This is a genomic window from Streptomyces sp. NPDC017056 (genome assembly GCF_044332485.1).
Taxonomy (GTDB): domain Bacteria; phylum Actinomycetota; class Actinomycetes; order Streptomycetales; family Streptomycetaceae; genus Streptomyces.
The window spans coordinates 164,881-180,497 of sequence record NZ_JBIRPD010000016.1 but is presented as its reverse complement, the minus strand read 5'-3'; the positions used below and the strand labels follow the sequence as shown (position 1 = coordinate 180,497).

Annotated in this window: 14 protein-coding genes; 13 read left to right on the top strand and 1 reads right to left on the bottom strand. The window is 72.9% G+C overall.

Features of this window, described 5'->3' with window-relative positions; genetic code table 11:
* The first annotated feature begins 241 nt into the window (after window positions 1-241).
* From ACH4OW_RS27735 to ACH4OW_RS27690, 10 genes are all read left to right on the top strand, one after another.
* Window positions 242-1,927: a DAK2 domain-containing protein gene (locus ACH4OW_RS27735; protein ID WP_360131244.1), complete on the top strand. Its 1,686-nt coding sequence runs from the start codon at window positions 242-244 to the stop codon at window positions 1,925-1,927.
* Window positions 1,928-2,041: 114 nt separating this feature from the next.
* Complete coding sequence (gene recG / locus ACH4OW_RS27730; protein WP_398030485.1) at window positions 2,042-4,258, top strand: ATP-dependent DNA helicase RecG; 2,217 nt, start codon at window positions 2,042-2,044, stop codon at window positions 4,256-4,258.
* Between the two features lie 121 nt (window positions 4,259-4,379).
* Window positions 4,380-4,964, top strand: coding sequence for a 16S rRNA (guanine(966)-N(2))-methyltransferase RsmD (rsmD, locus tag ACH4OW_RS27725; protein WP_360131238.1), 585 nt, complete (start codon window positions 4,380-4,382; stop codon window positions 4,962-4,964).
* A 26-nt stretch (window positions 4,965-4,990) separates the two neighbouring features.
* On the top strand, window positions 4,991-5,470 hold the full coding sequence (gene coaD / locus ACH4OW_RS27720) for a pantetheine-phosphate adenylyltransferase (RefSeq protein WP_360131235.1): 480 nt from the start codon (window positions 4,991-4,993) through the stop codon (window positions 5,468-5,470).
* Between the two features lie 98 nt (window positions 5,471-5,568).
* Window positions 5,569-6,660, top strand: a complete 1,092-nt coding sequence (locus ACH4OW_RS27715) for an ATP synthase F0 subunit B (RefSeq protein ID WP_360131232.1) — start codon at window positions 5,569-5,571, stop codon at window positions 6,658-6,660.
* 162 nt (window positions 6,661-6,822) lie between these two features.
* Complete coding sequence (locus ACH4OW_RS27710; protein WP_398030484.1) at window positions 6,823-7,419, top strand: YceD family protein; 597 nt, start codon at window positions 6,823-6,825, stop codon at window positions 7,417-7,419.
* A gap of 2 nt (window positions 7,420-7,421) precedes the next feature.
* The gene (gene rpmF, locus ACH4OW_RS27705; RefSeq protein ID WP_003951102.1) at window positions 7,422-7,595 is read left to right on the top strand and encodes a 50S ribosomal protein L32; all 174 of its coding nucleotides are present in this window, start codon (window positions 7,422-7,424) and stop codon (window positions 7,593-7,595) included.
* 19 nt (window positions 7,596-7,614) lie between these two features.
* Window positions 7,615-8,448 (top strand): ribonuclease III, encoded by an 834-nt coding sequence (gene rnc, locus ACH4OW_RS27700; RefSeq protein WP_398030483.1) that lies wholly within the window; start codon window positions 7,615-7,617, stop codon window positions 8,446-8,448.
* Between the two features lie 158 nt (window positions 8,449-8,606).
* Window positions 8,607-9,467: a bifunctional DNA-formamidopyrimidine glycosylase/DNA-(apurinic or apyrimidinic site) lyase gene (gene mutM, locus ACH4OW_RS27695; protein WP_360131227.1), complete on the top strand. Its 861-nt coding sequence runs from the start codon at window positions 8,607-8,609 to the stop codon at window positions 9,465-9,467.
* A 103-nt stretch (window positions 9,468-9,570) separates the two neighbouring features.
* Window positions 9,571-9,801 carry a hypothetical protein gene (locus ACH4OW_RS27690; RefSeq protein WP_360131224.1) on the top strand — a complete coding sequence of 77 codons (231 nt, stop codon included), beginning with the start codon at window positions 9,571-9,573 and terminating at the stop codon, window positions 9,799-9,801.
* A gap of 13 nt (window positions 9,802-9,814) precedes the next feature.
* On the opposite strand, the gene ACH4OW_RS27685 is transcribed toward ACH4OW_RS27690, so the two are convergent.
* Window positions 9,815-10,765, bottom strand: a complete 951-nt coding sequence (locus ACH4OW_RS27685) for a CAP domain-containing protein (RefSeq protein ID WP_398030482.1) — start codon at window positions 10,763-10,765, stop codon at window positions 9,815-9,817.
* 134 nt (window positions 10,766-10,899) lie between these two features.
* Between ACH4OW_RS27685 and ACH4OW_RS27680 the strand changes: the two genes are divergently transcribed.
* The 3 genes from ACH4OW_RS27680 (at window position 10,900) to smc (ending at window position 15,614) form a co-directional block, all read left to right on the top strand.
* Window positions 10,900-11,181, top strand: coding sequence for an acylphosphatase (locus ACH4OW_RS27680; protein WP_360131219.1), 282 nt, complete (start codon window positions 10,900-10,902; stop codon window positions 11,179-11,181).
* 381 nt (window positions 11,182-11,562) lie between these two features.
* Entirely contained in the window at window positions 11,563-11,769 is a 207-nt protein-coding gene (locus ACH4OW_RS27675; protein WP_030018387.1) for a hypothetical protein, read from the top strand.
* A gap of 290 nt (window positions 11,770-12,059) precedes the next feature.
* Window positions 12,060-15,614: a chromosome segregation protein SMC gene (smc, locus tag ACH4OW_RS27670; protein ID WP_398030481.1), complete on the top strand. Its 3,555-nt coding sequence runs from the start codon at window positions 12,060-12,062 to the stop codon at window positions 15,612-15,614.
* The last annotated feature ends 3 nt before the right edge of the window (window positions 15,615-15,617 follow it).

The following is a 15,617-nucleotide window of genomic DNA, read 5'->3' as shown; positions in this document are numbered from 1 at the left end:
GATGCACTTACGGTGAATCCCGACGAGCGGAGTGCATTGAACCGACCCGATTCGCCAGGAGAGGAATGGCCCGATTCGCATCGGGCAACCGGAGCAGCATACAACGACCGCTCCCGTAGAACGAAACTACCATGACCGCTCCGGCCCCCGCCCCGGCCACCGGGCCCGTGCGCGGCTACTGTGCGGTGGATCGCATGACCGAGCCGAGCCCGCGACGGGCCGCTGGCCGAGGAGGACGACGGTGCCGTACCCGCTCGACGCCGCTGCGGTACGCACCTGGTGCGCCCTGGCGCTCCAAGCACTGGGGCGCGAGCGCGAGCGGATCGACGCGATCAACGTCTACCCCGTGGCCGACGGGGACACCGGCACCAACCTGTACCTGACCGTGGAGTCGGCGGCCCGCGCGGTCGAGGCCGCCTTCGACGGGCACGGCGCCTCCGGAACCGCGCCGGGCCTGTCCGACGCCGTCGGCGCCATGGCACACGGAGCCCTGATCGGCGCGCGCGGCAACTCCGGGACGATCCTCGCGCAGCTGCTGCGCGGCATGGCCGAAGTCCTCGGGGACGGCGCGGCGGACCGGGCGGACGGCGGCGGCGCGGCGGCGCTGAAGCGGGCGCTGCGGCGGGCGGCCGAGTCGACGTACGAAGCGGTGGCACACCCCGTGGAGGGCACGGTGCTCACGGTCGCCACCGTGGCCGCACAGGCCGCTGAGCGGGCCGACGGGAGCCCGGCGGCGGTGGCGCGGGCCGCCTACGAAGGGGCGCGTACCGCCCTGGAGGCGACGCCGGGACAGCTGGCGGTGCTGGGCCGGGCGGGCGTCGTGGACGCGGGAGGCTGCGGCCTGGTCGCGCTGCTGGGCGCGCTGGCCGGGGCGCTGTCGGGGGAGAACCCGACGGCGGCGATCGCCGTACGCCCGGACACCCCGGTCCCGGCGCCCGAAGGCTGCCCGGCGGCGGACGGGAACGGGCACGCCCCCGAGGAGCGGCACGGCGACGCGGACCCGGACGGCCCGGCCTTCGAAGTTATCTACCTCCTGGAGGCCGACGACGCCGCCGTGGCCCGGCTGCGCACCCGGCTGGACGGGCTCGGCGACTCCCTCGTGGTGGTCGGCGGGGACGGGCTGTGGAACGTCCACGTCCACGTGGACGACGCGGGCGCCGCCGTCGAGGCGGGCATCGAGGCGGGCCGCCCCCACCGGATCCGCATCACCCACTTCGGGGCGCCCGAAGGGGCCGGGTCCTCCCGCCGCCGCGAGCCGGAGCCCGTGGCGCGCGCGGTGGTGACCGTGGTGCCGGGGGACGGGCTCGCCGGGCTGTGCGCCGAGGCCGGCGCGACCACGGTGACCGTGCGCCCCGGGGAGCCGCCCGCCAGCGGCGAGCTGGTCCAGGCGATCCGGCAGGCGCACGCGCGCGAGGTCGTGCTGCTGCCCAACGACCCCGAACTGCGGCACACCGCGGCAGCGGCGGCCGAGCAGGCCCGTACCGAGGGCGTACGGGTCGCCCTGATCCCGACCCGCTCCGCCGTCCAGGGCATCGCCGCGCTCGCCGTGCACGAGCCGGCCCGCAGCTTCGACGAGGACGTGGTGGCGATGACCTCGGCCGCCGGCGCCACCCGGTACGCGGAGCTGGCCGTCGCCGAACGGCAGTCCTGGACGATGGCCGGCGTCTGCCAGGCAGGGGACGTCCTCGGGCTGATCGACGGGGACGTGGTGGTGATCGGCACCGACCTGGCCGTGACCGCGGCGGCCGTCCTGGACCGGATGCTCTCCGCGGGCGGGGAAATGGTCACGTTCGTCCTGGGCGCCGGCCTCCCCGATTCCCTCGCGGCCCGACTGGAAAGGCACGTAAGGGAACGCCACCTGGCCGTGGACACCGTCGTCTACGAGGGCGGGCAGCGCGGCGCGCCCCTCATCATCGGCGTCGAATAACGCCGGGAAAGGCCGTACGGAAAGCCGTACAGGGCCGGTGCCAGCCTCCGGAATCCCGGTATATCCCGGCGGAATCCCGGGGCCTGCCGCCGGTTGTCAGTGGCGTGGTGTGCAATGGTCTGCGTGTCCGCGCTCGACGAACCCCTGAAGAAGATTCTCGGTGGCACCACCGCGAAGGTGATGGCCGAGCATCTCGGTCTGCACACGGTCGGCGACCTGCTGCACCACTACCCCCGCAAATACGCGGAGCGTGGCGAGCTGACCCGGCTTTCCGACCTGCCGCTGGACGAACACGTCACCGTCGTCGCGCGGGTCGCGGACGCCCGGGTGCTGAAATTCAACAACGGCCGCGGCCAGCGCCTGGAGGTGACCCTCACCGACGGCAGCGGCCGGCTCCAGCTCGTCTTCTTCGGCAAGGGCATCCACAAACCGCACAAGGACCTGCTGCCCGGCCGCCGCGCGATGTTCGCGGGCAAGGTCTCGGTCTTCAACCGCAAGCTGCAACTGGCCCACCCCGAGTACGCGCTGCTGGAAGGCGAGGGCGCCGAGTCCGGCGAGGAGGCCGTGGACGCCTTCGCGGGCCGCCTCATGCCGATCTACCCCGCCTGCCAGCAGATGGCCTCCTGGAAGATCAGCAAGGCCGTCGACGCGGTGCTGCCCAGCGCCGTGGAGGCACTCGACCCGCTGCCGGAGGCGCTGCGCGAGGGACGGGCCCTGCTGCCGCTCCCGGACGCGCTGGGGAAGATCCACCGGCCGCGCACGAAGGCCGACATCGAGGACGCGCGCTCCCGGCTGAAATGGGACGAGGCGTTCGTCCTCCAGGTGGCGCTGGCCCGCCGCCGCATGGCCGAGACCCAACTCCCCGCCACCCCCCGCCCGTTGACCCCGGGCGGCCTGCTCGACGCCTTCGACGCGAAACTCCCCTTCACCCTCACCGACGGCCAGCAGAAGGTCAGCCGCGAGATCTTCGACGACCTGGCGACGGACCACCCGATGCACCGGCTCCTGCAAGGGGAGGTGGGTTCCGGGAAAACCATGGTCGCCCTGCGCGCCATGCTCGCCGTCGTGGACACCGGCGGGCAGGCGGCGATGCTCGCGCCCACCGAGGTGCTGGCCCAGCAGCACCACCGTTCCATCACGGAAATGATGGGGGAGCTGGCCGAGGGAGGAATGCTCGGCGGGGCCGAGCACGGCACGAAGGTGGTGCTGCTGACGGGGTCGATGGGCGCCGCCGCCCGCCGGCAGGCCCTGCTGGACCTCGTCACGGGCGAGGCCGGCATCGTGATCGGCACCCATGCGCTGATCGAGGACAAGGTCCAATTCCACGACCTGGGTCTGGTCGTGGTCGACGAGCAGCACCGCTTCGGCGTGGAGCAGCGGGACGCGCTGCGCGGCAAGGGCAAGCAGCCGCCGCACCTGCTCGTCATGACGGCGACCCCCATTCCCCGTACGGTCGCGATGACCGTCTTCGGCGACCTGGAGACCTCCGTACTGGACCAACTCCCCGCCGGGCGCTCGCCGATCGCCAGCCATGTCGTGCCCGCCAAGGACAAGCCGCACTTCCTGGCGCGGGCCTGGGAGCGGGTGCGCGAGGAGGTCGGGAACGGCCATCAGGCGTACGTGGTGTGCCCCCGCATCGGTGACGAGGAGGAGGCGCCGAAGGGTAAGGGCGCGAAGAAGAAGGACGCCGAGGAGGCAGCGGCGGGGGAGGACAAGCGGCCCCCGCTCGCCGTCCTGGACGTTGCGGAGCAGCTGGCGAAGGGCCCGCTCGCCGGGCTGCGCGTCGAGGTGCTGCACGGCCGGATGCACCCGGACGACAAGGACGCGGTGATGCGCCGGTTCGCGGCCGGCGAGGTGGACGTGCTGGTGGCGACCACCGTCATCGAGGTCGGCGTGAACGTGCCCAACGCCACCGCCATGGTGATCATGGATGCGGACCGCTTCGGCGTCTCGCAGCTGCACCAGCTGCGCGGCCGCGTGGGCCGCGGCTCGGCGCCCGGCCTGTGCCTGCTGGTCAGCGAGATGCCGGAGGCGAGCCCCGCGCGCGCCCGGCTCGCCGCGGTCGCCGGCACCCTGGACGGCTTCGAGCTGTCCCGCATCGACCTGGAGCAGCGCCGCGAGGGCGACGTCCTCGGCCAGGCCCAGTCCGGCGCCCGTACGTCCCTGCGGATGCTCGCCGTCATCGAGGACGAGCAGGTCATCGAGGCCGCCCGCGAGGAGGCCACCGCGGTGGTCGCGGCCGACCCCGAGCTGGCCGGCCACCCGGAGCTGCGCATCGCCCTCCAGGCCCTCCTGGACGCCGAGCGCGAGCAGTACCTCGACAAGGGCTGAGCGTCCCGGGCCGGCGCCCCGGGCCGGGCGCCACGGCCCCGCGCCACCCGACGCCATAGGGTGGGGGAGCGGCCCGCGCAGGCGGGCCGCTCCCCTCCGCAGCGTGAAGGACCGAGGACCCATGACCCGCGTGATCGCCGGCGCGGCCGGCGGCCGGCGCCTGGCCGTGCCCCCCGGCAACGGCACCCGCCCGACCTCCGACCGGGCGCGCGAGGGCCTGTTCTCCACCTGGGAGTCGCTGGACGGCACGCTGTCCGGCGCCCGGGTGCTGGACCTGTACGGCGGCTCCGGCGCCGTGGGCCTGGAGGCGCTCTCCCGCGGCGCCGCGCACGTCCTGCTGGTCGAGGCCGACGCCCGCGCCGTCCGCACCATCCGCGACAACGTCCGTACCGTCGGCCTGCCGGGCGCCGAGGTGCGCCCCGGCAAGGCCGAGCAGGTGGTCGCGGGGCCGGCCCCGGACGAGCCGTACGACGTGCTCTTCCTCGATCCTCCGTACGCCGTCACCGACAGCGATCTTGGGGAGATCCTGCTCACACTCCGCCGACGGGGCTGGTGCGCCGAGGAGGCACTCGTCACCGTGGAGCGGAGCACCAGAGGCGGTCCGTTCCCCTGGCCGGACGGGTTCGAGCCCATCCGGTCCCGGCGCTACGGCGAGGGGACGCTTTGGTACGGTCGCGCCGCTTCGACGTGCGAAAACGCGTCATGACCGGACCGGAGAGCGAGGAACCTCAGTTGCGCCGCGCAGTCTGTCCGGGGTCGTTCGACCCCATCACCAACGGGCATCTGGACATCATTGCCCGTGCCTCCAGGCTCTACGACGTCGTGCACGTCACCGTGATGATCAACCAGGCCAAGAAGGGCCTGTTCTCGGTCGACGAGCGGATCGACCTGATCCGCCAGGCCACCGCCGAGTACGGCAACGTCGAGGTCGAGTCCTTCCACGGCCTGCTCGTCGACTTCTGCAAGCAGCGCGACATCCCCGCCATCGTCAAGGGGCTGCGGGCGGTCAGCGACTTCGACTACGAGCTCCAGATGGCACAGATGAACAACGGGCTCTCCGGCGTCGAGACCCTCTTCATCCCCACCAGCCCCACCTACAGCTTCCTCTCCTCCAGCCTGGTCAAGGAGGTGGCGGCCTGGGGCGGCGACGTCTCCCACCTCGTGCCGCCCTTCGTCCTGGAAGAGCTGACCAAGCGGCTCGGTGCCAAGTGACGGGCTGACCACCCGTCAGCAGGTGTCGGTACGCCGGGCTGTGGACGTACAGTCGTCCTCGTTCCGTCGTACCGACCCCAGAGAGTGGCGAGTCCAAGGTGGACGTGCAGAAGAAGCTCGACGAGATCGTCCAGACCGTCGGCAGCGCCCGGTCCATGCCCATGTCGGCCTCGTGCGTGGTCAACCGCGCCGAGCTGCTCGCCATGCTGGAGGAGGTGCGCGCCGCGCTGCCCGGGTCGCTCGCGCAGGCGCAGGAGCTGCTCGGCGGCCGGGAGCAGATGGTCGAGGAGGCCCGCGCCGAGGCGGAGCGGATCATCGAGTCCGCCAACGCGCACCGCGGCTCGCTGATCTCCGACACCGAGGTCGCCCGGCAGTCCCAGGCCGAGGCCGACCGGATCCTGGCCGAGGCCCGCAGGGAGGCCGAGGAGATCCGTGCCGAGGCCGACGACTACGTCGACAGCAAGCTGGCCAACTTCGAGGTCGTCCTCACCAAGACCATCGGCTCGGTCGACCGCGGCCGCGAGAAGCTGCTCGGCCGGGCGCCGGGCGAGGAGGGCTACGCGGACGAGGACGGCGTCCAGGCCCCCGAGCGCAGCGCCGACCCGCAGACGCTCAAGGAGCGTGCCGACCGCTACGTGGACGCCAAGTTCGGCGCCTTCGAGGCCGTGCTGAGCAAGACCCTGGAAGCGGTCGGCCGCGGCCGGCAGAAGCTCCAGGGCGCCCGGCCGACGGACGAGCTGGGCGGCCTCGCCACGCAGCCCGACGGCCGCCACCCGGGCCACACCGGCGACGCCGAGTACCTCGCCGGCCTCGCCGAGCTGGCCGACCCCGTGCCGCCGCAGCCGCAGGCCCCGCCGCAGCCCTCCGTACCGCCCCAGGCGCAGCCCGAGCTCCAGCAGGGCTACTACACCGACCCGGCGTACCAGCAGCAGGACGTCTACGGCTATCAGCAGACCTCGTACGCGCAGCAGGACCCGTACGGCTACGGCTGGCAGGACCCGCAGGCACAGCAGCTCCAGCACCAGGCCCAGCAGCAGCCCTACGATCCGGACGCGGCCTACCTCCAGCACCACGGGCAGGCCCCGGCCGGCCGGGCGGCGCAGCCCGCCGCGCTCGACGAGACCAGCCTCTTCGACACGAGCATGATCGACCTGGACCGGCTGCGGCAGTACGAGGAGGGGCGCCAGTAGCGGATTGGGCCTATCGGGACCGTTCCAGTATCCTGGCTCTTCGGTCGCGTGTACGTCCGCGATCTGCGCTGCCCGGTTGCCCTCTCGGCGACGGGGTGGCTCGTACGTCAGCGTAGAAAGCAGGAAGCCATCAACGCCCGCCTCGACCACCGTTCCCCGCTCGTGTTCGACACGCGCGATCTGGGACGTCGTCCCGGTGCGCTGCAGCGGCTCTCCCGTACCGTCGAGGCCCCCCGGGACCTCGGCAACGAGGTCATCGGAGTGCCCGAGGGCGCGCCGGTGGAACTCGACTTCCGCCTGGAGTCCGTCATGGACGGGGTGCTTGTCACAGGTACCGGCCGTGCATCGGTCCAGGGGGAGTGCGTAAGGTGTCTGGAGCCGCTGGAGCGTGAGCTCACGGCGGACTTCCAGGAGATGTTCTCCTACCCCGACGCCGACGCCAGGACCCGCACTGCGGAGCCCGGCGACGACGCCGAGGAAGAGGAGGACACTCTCTTGCTCGAGGACGACCTGTTCGACCTCGAACCCGTGCTGCGTGATGCGGTGGTGCTCGCACTGCCGATGCAGCCGGTGTGCCAGGACGACTGCCCGGGCCTGTGCTCCCAGTGCGGAGAGCGGCTCGCGGACGACCCGGACCACCACCACGACGCCGTCGACATCCGTTGGGCGGCACTGCAGGGACTCGCCACCGACCAGGACGGCGAGAAGGACAACATGGGCGGCGCCGAAGCGGGCGTCGACGAGAAGCAGGAGAAGTAGCCGTGGCTGTTCCGAAGCGGAAGATGTCGCGCAGCAACACGCGCCACCGCCGGTCGCAGTGGAAGGCTGCGGTCCCCACCCTGGTGGCGTGCGAGCGCTGCCACGAGCCGAAGCAGCAGCACATCGCGTGCCCGAGCTGCGGCACCTACAACAAGCGACAGGTCCTCGAGGTCTGATCGGCTGGTGACAGGCTCTATGTCAGACGCCCATACGTCTCCCCGCAAGCGCGGGGCTGAAACGGCACCGGCGGACACGGCCTCGTCCCACACGCTTCTGGAAGGGCGGCTCGGGTATCACCTTGAGTCCGCCCTTCTGGTGCGTGCGCTGACGCACCGCTCGTACGCGTACGAGAACGGCGGCCTGCCCACCAACGAGCGGCTGGAGTTCCTCGGGGACTCGGTGCTCGGCCTGGTGGTCACGGACACGCTGTACCGCACCCACCCCGATCTGCCCGAAGGCCAGCTGGCCAAGCTGCGGGCCGCGGTGGTCAACTCGCGCGCGCTCGCCGAGGTGGGCCGCGGCCTCGACCTCGGCGCCTTCATCCGCCTCGGCAGGGGCGAAGAGGGTACCGGCGGCCGGAACAAGGCATCCATCCTCGCCGACACCCTCGAAGCGGTGATCGGCGCGGTCTATCTCGACCAGGGCCTCGAAGCGGCCGGCGAGCTGGTGCACCGGCTCTTCGACCCGCTCATCGAGAAGTCCGCCGGTCTCGGCGCCGGCCTGGACTGGAAGACCAGCCTCCAGGAACTGACCGCGACCGAAGGTCTCGGCGTCCCGGAGTACCTGGTCAGCGAGACCGGTCCGGACCACGAGAAGACCTTCACTGCTGCTGCCCGCGTCGGTGGTGTCTCGTACGGCACCGGCACCGGCCGCAGCAAGAAGGAAGCCGAACAGCAGGCGGCGGAGTCCGCCTGGCGGGCGATCCGCGCGGCGGCGGACGAAGCGGCGAAGCAGGCCGCTGCGGCGCCGTCCCCGGTGGCCGAAGCCGCTCCGGCGGCCGAGGAGCCGCCGGCGCCCACCGCCGGCTGAGCGGCCGCAGTACACCGGCGTTCCCGGCCGTCCGCCCCCGCACGGGGGAGGGCGGCCGGGAACTGCTTTACGGGGCCGCACCGCCGGTCCGTACATCCGTACACGTGTATCGAGACCGCCGCCCCGCCGCGGCGGCCGTTGCGAGGACGAGGAGAGCCGTGCCCGAGCTGCCCGAGGTCGAGGTCGTACGCCGCGGACTGGAGCGCTGGGTACGCGGGCGGACCGTCGACGCCGTCGAGGTCCTGCACCCGCGGGCCGTCCGCCGGCACACCGCGGGCGCCGTCGACTTCGCCACGCGCCTGAAAGGGCAGCGCATCGGAGAGGCCCGGCGCCGCGGCAAGTACCTGTGGCTGCCGGTCACCGACGGCCTCTCCGTCCTCGCCCACCTCGGCATGAGCGGGCAGCTCCTGGTCCAGCCGCAGGACGCCCCCGACGAGAAGCACCTGCGCGTCCGCTTCACCTTCGACGACGACGCCGGCACCGAACTGCGCTTCGTCGACCAGCGCACCTTCGGCGGCCTGTCGCTGCACGACGCCGTGCCGGGCGACCCCGACGGGCTCCCCGACGTCATCGCGCACATCGCCCGCGACCCGCTCGACCCGGCCTTCGACGACGCCGCCTTCCACGAGGCGCTGCGCCGCCGCCGGACCACCGTCAAGCGCGCGCTACTGGACCAGTCGCTGATCAGCGGCGTCGGCAACATCTACGCCGACGAGGCGCTGTGGCGCTCCCGGCTGCACTACGAGCGCCCCACCGCGACCTTCACCCGCCCCCGTACCGCCGAACTCCTCGGTCACATCCGGGACGTGATGACCGCGGCCCTCGCCGTCGGCGGCACCAGCTTCGACAGCCTCTACGTCAACGTCAACGGCGAGTCGGGTTACTTCGAACGGTCGCTGGACGCGTACGGGCGCGAGGACGAGCCGTGCCGCCGCTGCGGCACGGCCGTGCGCCGCCGCCCCTGGATGAACCGTTCCAGCTACTTCTGCCCGCGCTGCCAGCGCCCGCCGCGCCCGTAGGCGGAAAGCTGTACACGCCGACCCACCCGCATACGCGTGCTTTCGTACGGATGGAGATGCGACCCTGTAGCCAGGGGGCCATACCTTCGGAGGTTGGGATCCGATGGCGACGAGCATGCATCTGGTCTGGAGCTCGGCGGCGCCCGGCAGCGTCGTGTACGAGACACACGCGATCGAGGTGGTCGAAGAAGGCGGCGTACACGGAGAGGTCGTCAGCGAACGGCACGAGGTGACGGTGCGCAGCCGTGCCCACGCCGAGGAGATCGCCGCCGAGCACGACTACGAGCTCTACCGCGACAGCGCGGAGTGGGAGAGCCTGCCCGAGGAGGGCTGAGCCCGCCCCCGGTTCAGAAGCCGAAGTCCTGCGTCCACCACGGGCCGCCCTTGCCGAAGTGGGCGCCGACCCCCAGGGTCTTGTACTCGCAGTTGAGGATGTTGGCACGGTGGCCGGGGCTGTGCAGCCACGTGTCCATCACGGCGCGGGCGTCGGCCTGGCCGCGGGCTATGTTCTCGCCGCCCAGGCCCTCTATGCCCGCCGCCTTGGCGCGGTCCCAGGGGCTGCGCCCGTCCGGGTCGGTGTGGTCGAAGAAGCCGCGGCGGGCCATGTCGTCGCTGAAGTCCCTCGCCAGGCGGCCCAGTTGGCGGTCGGCGGCCACCGGTGAACAGCCGGCCTTCGCGCGTTCGGCGTTGACCAGGTCCAGCACCTGCGCCTCGGCGGCCGAGGGGGAGGTGGCCGGCGCGGCGGAGGCGGTCGGCGTGCTGCTCTTCGACGGCGTGGGGGAGGGGGGCCGATCCGTGTCCGTACGCCCCGGGCGGTCCGTCCGGCCGCCGCCGGAGCCGGTGTCCGCGGGAGTGGCGGGCTGCCGGGGAGACGGGGTGGCCGAGGGGGTGACGGCAGGCGTGGGGCGCTGCGCCCGGTCCGGGATGCCGGGGCGCGGTTCGCCGCGGCTGGCCTGGCCGGTGCCGCGGTCCGCCGGTGTCACGGGCGTCGCGGGGCGTGCGGCTGTGCCCGGCAGCGCGTCGGCGCGCGCTCGCGCCCCCGTACCGCCGCCGCCGTCCCAGTCGTACCGGCCGCCGCCGGGCAGCAGCCCCGAGGCGACCGCCACGGCGCCCATCGCCACGGCGGCCGAGGCGCCCAGCAGCCCGGTGCGCACCGGAGCGGACCGGCGGTCGCGCGCGGGGCGGCGGCCACGGTGGCGGCCGCCGTGCGCGGCGGTCCCGGCGGCCGGCTCGCCTGCCGGGCCGGTGGTCCCGGCGGCTTCGGGCGAAGCGGGAACGGAGCGTCGATGGCGGCCCATCCACGGCCCCCCTTCTGTCACACGAGCGTCAACTTGCCTCACTCGTAAGGGTGAGTCTCGTTGCCGGGCGACTGTACGCCATGACGTATGGGGCCGAAGTGCTCGCCGAGCAATTGGCCGGTTAACGTGCAGACATGAACGAAGATGTCCGTCTGACCGCCTGGGTGCGCGGCCGGGTCCAGGGTGTCGGCTTCCGGTGGTTCACCCGGGCCAACGCCCTGCGCATCGGCGGCCTCGCCGGTTTCGCCCTCAACCTCGGTGACGGCCGGGTCCAGGTCGTCGCCGAAGGCCCCCGTGACCGCTGCGAGGAACTCCTGGAATGGCTGCGCACCGGTGACACGCCCGGGCGCGTCGAAGGGGTCACTGAGATCTGGGACACTCCGCGCGGCGGTTACGACGGATTCGCCATCCGCTGACCCCGTGCGGCGCACCGGACACGGGCACCGGCCCACGGGCCGGTTTCCCGTGTCCCCGTCACATGCACAGTGCAGTCATGACCTGGTGGTTGCCAACCGGGCCGACCCGTGGAAGGCTGCCGCTGTAAGGATGATCTCCACGCCCCCGGGGTGCTTTTCTGGGGAGCCGGTGCGGCGTTGCCGTGACCGTACGCTCCCGGGCGCCCAAGGATACGGGGCGTGATCGTGTTGACCCTCAAACCTTTTGGTGAGACTCTGGAAGCCCCGCGCACCTTAGCTGTTTGGCATTGAGTTCGCAGCGAAATGACAAGCACCGCGGGTGCGAATCCCTCACGACCCACACCGCTTCGGTCGGTCACTCAGTGTGGAGGACCATCCATCATGGCAAAGGCGCTTCTCGGTTACGTCGGCGGCTCCGACCCCCGAGTCCTCTCCGAGATGCGACGGCTTCAGCAGCGCGTCCAGGACCTCGAATCCGAACTCATCCGGATGCAGGCCGAAAACGACATGCTGTCCGCTGCCGCACGTCACGACGACTCGATGCTCGACGGCATCGACGTACCCCAGGCGGAGCCCGCGCTCACCTGACCCCATCCCCCGGGGCCGGCGGGCATTCACGCCAGCCGCTTGAGGCACCGCTAGCAAGATCTCAAGGGACGCTTCGGCGTCCCTTCGTCGTTTCCCGTGGTTTTCGCTTCCGTCCCCCGGGGTCCCTCAACGTCTGATGTGCCCTGCGCCTACAGCGGTGAAACCGAAATCGAATAGGTGTGAGGCGAGCGGGTGTCCCGGGCGCCGTCCGGGCGGGACCGTTACCGCCCCGGTCACGGCGGGCGGCGCGCGGCCCCGCCGGGGGCGGCCGGGCGGTAGAGTCCAACGGCGTGCATCTCAAGAGCCTGACACTGCGGGGATTCAAATCCTTCGCCTCCGCCACGACACTGCGTTTCGAACCCGGCATCACCTGTGTCGTGGGCCCCAACGGCTCGGGCAAGTCCAACGTCGTCGACGCCCTCTCCTGGGTCATGGGCGAGCAGGGCGCCAAATCGCTGCGCGGCGGCAAGATGGAAGACGTCATCTTCGCCGGCACCACGGGCCGGCCGCCGCTGGGCCGCGCCGAGGTCTCGCTGACCATCGACAACTCCGACGGCGCGCTGCCCATCGACTACGCCGAGGTCACCATCACGCGGACGATGTTCCGCAACGGCGGCAGCGAGTACCAGCTCAACGGCGACACCTGCCGCCTCCTGGACATCCAGGAGCTGCTCTCGGACTCCGGCATCGGCCGGGAGATGCACGTCATCGTCGGGCAGGGGCAGCTCGACTCCGTCCTGCACGCCGACCCGATGGGGCGCCGCGCCTTCATCGAGGAGGCGGCCGGCGTCCTCAAGCACCGCAAGCGCAAGGAGAAGGCGCTGCGCAAGCTGGAGGCGATGAAGGCGAACCTCGCGCGGGTGCAGGACCTCGCCGACGAGCTGCGGCGCCAGCTCAAGCCGCTGGGCCGGCAGGCCGCCGTGGCCCGCCGCGCCGCCGTCATCCAGGCCGACCTGCGCGACGCCCGGCTGCGGCTGCTCGCCGACGACCTCGTGGCGCTGCGCGAGGCGCTACGCGCGGAGATCGCCGACGAGGCGGCACTCAAACAGCGCAGGGAGGCCGCGGAGGAACGGCTCAAGGAGGCGACGCGCCGCGAAGCCGCCCTGGAGGAAGAGGTGCGGATGCTGACGCCGCGGCTCCAGCGGGCCCAGCAGACGTACTACGAGCTGTCGCAGCTCGCCGAGCGGGTCCGCGGCACGATCTCGCTGGCGGACGCGCGGGTCAAGAGCGCGACGGCCGCCCCGCCCGAGGAGCGGCGCGGCCGGGACCCGGAGGACCTGGAACGGGAGGCGGCCCGGGTCCGCGAACAGGAAGCCGAGCTGGAAGCCGCGCTGGAGGCGGCCAGCCGGGCGCTGGAGGACACCGCCGAGCACCGGGCCGAGCTGGAGCGGCAGCTCCAGGACGAGGAGCGGCGGCTGCGGGACGCGGCGCGCGCGTTGGCGGACCGGCGGGAGGGGCTGGCGCGGCTGCACGGCCAGGTCACCGCCGCGCACGGCCGGGCGGCGTCGGCGCGGGCCGAGATCGGGCGGCTGGCCGCGGCCAGGGACGAGGCGCGCCGGCGCGCGGCCGATGCCCAGGAGCAGTACGAGGCGCTCAAGGCCGAGGTGGACGGGCTGGACGCGGACGACGCCGGCCTGGCGCGGCAGCACGAGGACGCGAAGCAGGACCTGGCCGACGCGGAGGCCGCGCTGAACGCCGCGCGCGACGCGCTGACGGCCGCCGAGCGGCAGCGCGCGGCGGTCTCCGCCCGGCACGAGGCGCTCGCCCTCGGCCTGCGCCGCAAGGACGGTACGGGTGCGCTGCTCGGCGCGGCCGACCGCCTGTCCGGCCTCCTCGGACCGGCCGCCGAGCTGCTGACCGTCTCTTCCGGCTATGAGGTCGCGGTGGCGGCGGCCCTCGGGGCGGCGGCGGACGCGGTGGCGGTGTCCGGTCCCGCCACGGCTGCCGAAGCGATTCGCCTCCTGCGCAAGGAGGACGCGGGCCGCGCCGCGATGGTGCTGGGAGCGGGGCCGGCCGCCGAGCCGGACAGGGTGGACTCCGGCGGCTTGCCGCTCGCGGCCGAACTGGTCGGCGGCCCCGAGGAGTTGCTGCGCTCCGTACGGTGGCTGCTGCGCGGCGTCGTGGTCGCCGGGTCGCTGGAGGACGCCGAGGAACTGGTGGCGGCGCGGCCGGAACTGACGGCGGTGACGGTCGAAGGCGACGTCCTCGGTGCGCACTTCGCGCAGGGCGGGTCGGCCGGGGCGCCGAGCCTTCTGGAGGTGCAGGCGTCCGTCGACGAGGCGGCGGCCGAGGCCGCGGAACTGGGCCGCCGGTGTGCGCAGTTGACCGCAGGTCAGGAGGCCGCGCGGCAGCGCCGGGACGAGTGCGCGGCGCTGGCGGAGGAGCTGGGGCAGCGGCGGCAGGCCGCCGACCGGGAGAAGTCCCGGGTCGCGGGCGACCTGGGCCGTCTGGGGGGCCAGGCGCGCGGCGCCGCCGACGAGGCCGACCGCTCGGCGGCCGCTGCCGCGAAGGCCGAGGAAGCACTCGAACGGGCGATCGAGGAGGCCGAGGAACTGGCCGAGCGGCTGGCGGTCGCCGAGGAGGAGCCGGGCGACGAGGAGCCGGACACCTCCGTACGGGACCGGCTGGCCGCGGACGGTGCCAACGCGCGGCAGACCGAGATGGAGGCCCGCCTCCAGGTCCGTACGCACGAGGAGCGCGTGAAGGGCCTGGCCGGCCGGGCCGACGGGCTGGACCGCGCGGCGCGGGCGGAGCGCGAGGCGCGGGCGCGGGCCGAACAGCGCCGCGCGCGGGCCCGTCACGAGGCCGCCGTGGCGTCCGCGGTCGCCTCGGGGGCGCGGCAGTTGCTGGCACACGTCGAGGTCTCGGTCGTACGGGCCGAGGAGGAGCGGCTCGCCGCCGAGCTGGCCAAGCGGGAGCGGGAGCAGGCGCTGGTCGCCGAGCGCAACCAGGGCAGGGAATTGAAGTCCGAGCTGGACAAGCTGACGGACTCGGTGCACCGGGGCGAGGTGCTGGGCGCGGAGAAGCGCCTGCGCATCGAGCAGCTGGAGGCCAAGGCGCTGGAGGAGCTGGGTGTGGAGCCCGCGGCGCTGGTGGCCGAGTACGGTCCCGGCCAGCCCGTACCGCCGTCCCCCGCCGCGCAGGGCGAGGAGTTGCCGGAGGACCCGGAGCACCCGCGTAACCGTCCCGCGCCGTACGTACGGGCCGAGCAGGAGAAGCGGCTCAAGGCCGCCGAGCGGGCGTATCAGCAGCTCGGGAAGGTGAACCCGCTGGCGCTGGAGGAGTTCGCGGCCCTGGAGGAGCGGCACAAGTTCCTCAGCGAACAGCTTGAAGACTTGAAGAAGACCCGCTCCGACCTGCTCCAGGTGGTCAAGGAGGTCGACGAGCGGGTGGAGCAGGTCTTCACGGAGGCGTTCCGGGACACCGCACGGGAGTTCGAGGGCGTCTTCGCGCGGCTCTTCCCCGGCGGCGAGGGGCGGCTCGTGCTGACCGACCCGGACAACATGCTCACCACGGGCCTGGACGTGGAGGCCCGCCCGCCGGGCAAGAAGGTCAAGCGACTGTCGCTGCTGTCGGGCGGCGAGCGGTCGCTGACCGCGGTGGCGCTGCTGGTCTCGATCTTCAAGGCGCGCCCCAGCCCGTTCTACGTGATGGACGAGGTCGAGGCGGCGCTCGACGACACCAACCTGCAGCGGCTGATCGGGATCATGGAGGAGCTCCAGGAGAGCTCCCAGCTCATCGTGATCACGCACCAGAAGCGGACGATGGAGGTCGCCGACGCGCTGTACGGGGTGTCGATGCAGGGCGACGGGGTCTCGAAGGTCATCAGCCAGCGGTTGCGCTGAACG